The following is a 3,928-nucleotide window of genomic DNA, read 5'->3' as shown; positions in this document are numbered from 1 at the left end:
TAAACCTCCTATGCTTATACTGTGGTGGTAACGGATATACATCCTCCCACTGGCAACCAAAATCGATTGCTCTTTTTAGAGTTATATTTATATATTAAAGAGCTTTCTCAACTTGAGAGAACTCTACCTCTACCTCGGTATCTCGATTGAACATTTCCACACTAAGTTTCAATGTTCCTTTTTCAGGGTTAAGTTCGGTAATAACACCTAGTTTATCTTCAAAGGCACCGGACGTAATGCGAACCGTTTCACCAACTTCTACATCAACGTTAATGGTTGGTTTCTTATCCAAGCCCTGAGACTTAAGTATATGTTCTACTTCGGAATCAGAAAGTGGAACTGGTTTTGTAGCAGAGCCAACGAAACCTGTTACACCTGGCGTGTTGCGTACAACATACCAAGAACGGTCATTAACTTCCATTTCCACCAATACATACCCAGGAAATATCTTGCGTTTTACTACTTTTTTAACCCCATCTTTTTCATCTATTTCATCTTCAAGAGGTACCAAAATTCGGCTGATCACATCTTGTAGCCCCATAGATTGAACTTTAAGTTCAAGAGTGGTTTTTACTTTATTTTCGTAGCCTGAATAGGTATGAATTACATACCACTTCTTATCTGCTTCCATGTAATGGCCCCCTTATCCAACAAAGTGCAACAACGTATTAAAAAGTTGGGCAAAGAGTCCATCAAGCACAGAAATAATCAAAGCGATGAATATGGTCACTAAGAATACTACTATTGTATAATTGATAAGCTCTTTTTTTGTTGGCCAGACTACTTTTTTTAGTTCAGCTTTCACACCGCGGAAGAATTTTCCAAATCCACCACGCTGCTGCACTGCTGAGTTAGACTTTGCCATTGTGTTTCACATCCTCAAATCAACAGGTAATGAATGATAAGAATTATTTTGTTTCACGGTGTAATGTATGTTTACCGCAGAATTTGCAATATTTCATCATTTCAATACGATCAGGATTGTTCTTTTTATTCTTGTTCGTTTGATAGTTGCGTTGTTTGCAATCTGTGCAAGCTAAAGTAATGGCATTACGCATCCGGATACACCTCGCTTTATATTTACTAATCTGTCTCTTGTACTCGAAAACGCTCGACTACATACTAAAAAACTATATCATACGTAGCAAGCGATGTCAAGAAATTAAGCAACTCAAAAAAGCCAGGCACGTATGCCTGACATGGATAGTATAACAGACAATGGCGCCCTTTGTCTACCCAAAGAACGCCATGTCATATTAGCTTATAGTTAGCTTATATGTCTATATATTATATTTACATATTTACTATTATTGCTTCGTTTATTACTGTTTCTTTGTGAAAGTTACTTTCACGATTTGCCAGAAGAAGGCCAATGCCCCCAATATCATGATGGTATCGCCAACCATGCGAAGCCAACGCAAATTTTGTAACAATGGTTGTTGCATAAAGTCTTCGCTGCGAGCGAGCCATAAGCCTTGTGTTACACTTGCCCAACTTTGAATCAAGCCAATTGGCAATAGGCTGATAAGAACCATTAACGCAAGGCCCCAGTTCAATGCCCAGAAGCCAAATTTCATCAACTTGTCATTAAATTCCACTTCAGGTCGAATATAACGAGCAATGAGGAATACAAAGCCTAAGCTTAAGAATCCATATACGCCAAACAACGCCGTATGAGCATGAACAGCTGTCGTATTTAGACCTTGAATGTAGAATAAGGAAACCGGCATATTAATTAAGAAACCAAAGATACCTGCGCCCACCAAGTTCCAGAAGGATACAGCAATGAAGCAGTATACAGGCCATTTTAGTCGATGCATCCAAGGAGCACTATGAAGGCGTGTATAATTTTCAAACGCTTCATATCCCAAGAGAACAAGAGGCACTACTTCCAATGCGGAGAACGATGCCCCTGTGGCCACGATAGTCGATGTAACACCGGTGAAATAAAGATGATGGAATGTACCAGGGATACCGCCGATAAGGTAAATAGCACCGGACGAAATCGCTGCTATGGTACCTGCACGATATGATACAAGACCAAGAGTTACGAAAATAAAGGCCATCAACGTAGTAGAGAATACTTCAAAGAAGCCTTCTACCCAAAGGTGAATAACCCACCAACGCCAGTATTCCATGATTGCCAAATGGCTGTGTTCCCCGTAGAAAAGACCTGGGCCATAGAAAATACCGACCATCACAACAGAGAAAATAAAGGCGGCAATAAGGTTTTTATCCCCTTTATTTTTGAAAGCACCAATGATGCTGCGCACCATGAGCACAAGCCAAAATAGAATGCCGATATATTCAATCCATTGCCATACGCGGCCCAACTCAATAAACTCGTAGCCTTGGTGACCCAAGTAGAAGTTTAGAGACGCCGGAATCTCATGAGCAACACCTAAATATGTACCTGTAAAGGAACCCACTACCAACACAACGAGTGCCCAGAACAAAATATCCACGCCCAATTTTTGGAACTTAGGATCTTTACCGCCATTAATAATCGGCGCCAAGAATAAACCGGCACTCAAGAATGCCATCGCAATCCAGAACAAGGATGCTTGAATATGCCAAGTACGAGCAATAGAATATGGGAAATACTGCGCCAATGGAATGCCATAGAAAGCCTGTCCTTCTACGGTGTAGTGCGCAATGATACCACCCATACCAAGTTGGAGTAAAAATAATGCCAAAATCGTAAATAAATATTTTCCTAAAGACCGTTGAGACGGTGTGAGATGCAATTTGGAAATTGGATCTTCCGCAGGCGGTGTTAATTCATGTTCATCTTGTTTGCGACCGAATGCCCACATCCATACGACAATACCAATACCACAAAGTAAAATAATAACACTCACAACAGACCAAGCTACGCTTTCCGGTGTTGGATTATGATCTAACAATGGCTCGTGAGGCCAATTGTTGGTGTATGTTGCATCTGTACCAGGACGTTGAGTCGATGCCATCCACGTAGTCCAGAAGAAGAATCGTGCCATATCAATACGATCTTTTAATTCTGGCAACGTATTGTCTTTCATCGCAAAATGATCGCGTGTTTCGGACAATTTAGGGTTATCACCATAAAGTTCAATAAAATATTGTCCGGTTAAATTCATCGCTGTAATACGTTCCGGTGAAAGCACAACAGTTCCATCTTCACGAACAGCACTGTTAAAGTACTCTGCTTTAACTGCTTCTTTAACAGCCGCTTTCTGCACATCACCTAACTGTTCATAAAGAACACCAAAAGCTTCTTGAGACTTGATATCAAGCATTACGGACACTTCTTTGTGCAACCAATCAGCTGTCCAATCCGGGGCTTGATATGCGCCATGACCTAGTACGGTCCCTACAGATTGACCACCTGTAGATTGCCAAGCCGATTGACCATGTAAGATATCATCCTTAGTGAACAAAACCTGTCCATCTTGAGATACATACGCAGTTGGTACTGGTGGCGCTTGATGATATACATCAGTACCCAAATAGCCAAGAATAGAGAATCCAATAATAAGAACTGCTACTACGGCTATCCAATACTTTTTGTATTCGCCCATCACATTACCTCCTTTTCTATAAAAGCACAAAAAGAGAGCCTATGCTCTCCTTATATATAATATACACTAATTTTATAAATAAAGTTGTATCTACGGTTACAATATATTAAAATTTCTTCTCAATTTGTATCAATAGTATGATTATCCTTTGAAGCCTGAATACAACGTATATGTCACATTACAAAATCATCATTGTTTCAATATATTAGCGATTCAATCCTATACTCTTAATCATCAATATATACAAAATAAAAGGGACCCATTGGGTCCCTTTTATTGAATCTAAAATTCAATTATATAGCTAATGTATCGATACATTGAGCTATAAACTTGTATTAACCTTCGATTTCTGTTACTACGCCAGCGCC

At 39.7% G+C, this 3,928-nt stretch carries 4 protein-coding genes; all 4 read right to left on the bottom strand.

Annotation, left to right across the window (positions count from 1 at the left end):
* Positions 1-94: 94 nt before the first annotated feature.
* Positions 95-631 carry a transcription termination/antitermination protein NusG gene (gene nusG, locus HMPREF1865_RS07375; protein WP_004696753.1) on the bottom strand — a complete coding sequence of 179 codons (537 nt, stop codon included), beginning with the start codon at positions 629-631 and terminating at the stop codon, positions 95-97.
* Between the two features lie 12 nt (positions 632-643).
* Positions 644-865 carry a preprotein translocase subunit SecE gene (secE, locus tag HMPREF1865_RS07370; RefSeq protein ID WP_004693531.1) on the bottom strand — a complete coding sequence of 74 codons (222 nt, stop codon included), beginning with the start codon at positions 863-865 and terminating at the stop codon, positions 644-646.
* Between the two features lie 43 nt (positions 866-908).
* Positions 909-1,058 (bottom strand): 50S ribosomal protein L33, encoded by a 150-nt coding sequence (rpmG, locus tag HMPREF1865_RS07365; protein ID WP_004693530.1) that lies wholly within the window; start codon positions 1,056-1,058, stop codon positions 909-911.
* Positions 1,059-1,322: 264 nt separating this feature from the next.
* Positions 1,323-3,560, bottom strand: coding sequence for a nitric-oxide reductase large subunit (locus tag HMPREF1865_RS07360; RefSeq protein ID WP_004693527.1), 2,238 nt, complete (start codon positions 3,558-3,560; stop codon positions 1,323-1,325).
* Positions 3,561-3,928 lie beyond the last annotated feature (368 nt).

The sequence above is a fragment of the Veillonella parvula genome, from assembly GCF_001553335.1.
GTDB lineage: Bacteria > Bacillota > Negativicutes > Veillonellales > Veillonellaceae > Veillonella > Veillonella parvula_S.
Note: the sequence above shows the minus strand (reverse complement) of the source record. Positions and strands in the feature narration are given on the sequence as shown.

Bases quoted from the DNA above. Each gene is read 5' to 3' on its own strand.
- nusG (WP_004696753.1), bottom strand. From the start codon at position 631: ATGGAAGCAGATAAGAAGTGGTATGTAATTCATACCTATTCAGGCTAC.
- secE (WP_004693531.1), bottom strand. From the start codon at position 865: ATGGCAAAGTCTAACTCAGCAGTGCAGCAGCGTGGTGGATTTGGAAAA.
- rpmG (WP_004693530.1), bottom strand. From the start codon at position 1,058: ATGCGTAATGCCATTACTTTAGCTTGCACAGATTGCAAACAACGCAAC.
- HMPREF1865_RS07360 (WP_004693527.1), bottom strand. From the start codon at position 3,560: ATGGGCGAATACAAAAAGTATTGGATAGCCGTAGTAGCAGTTCTTATT.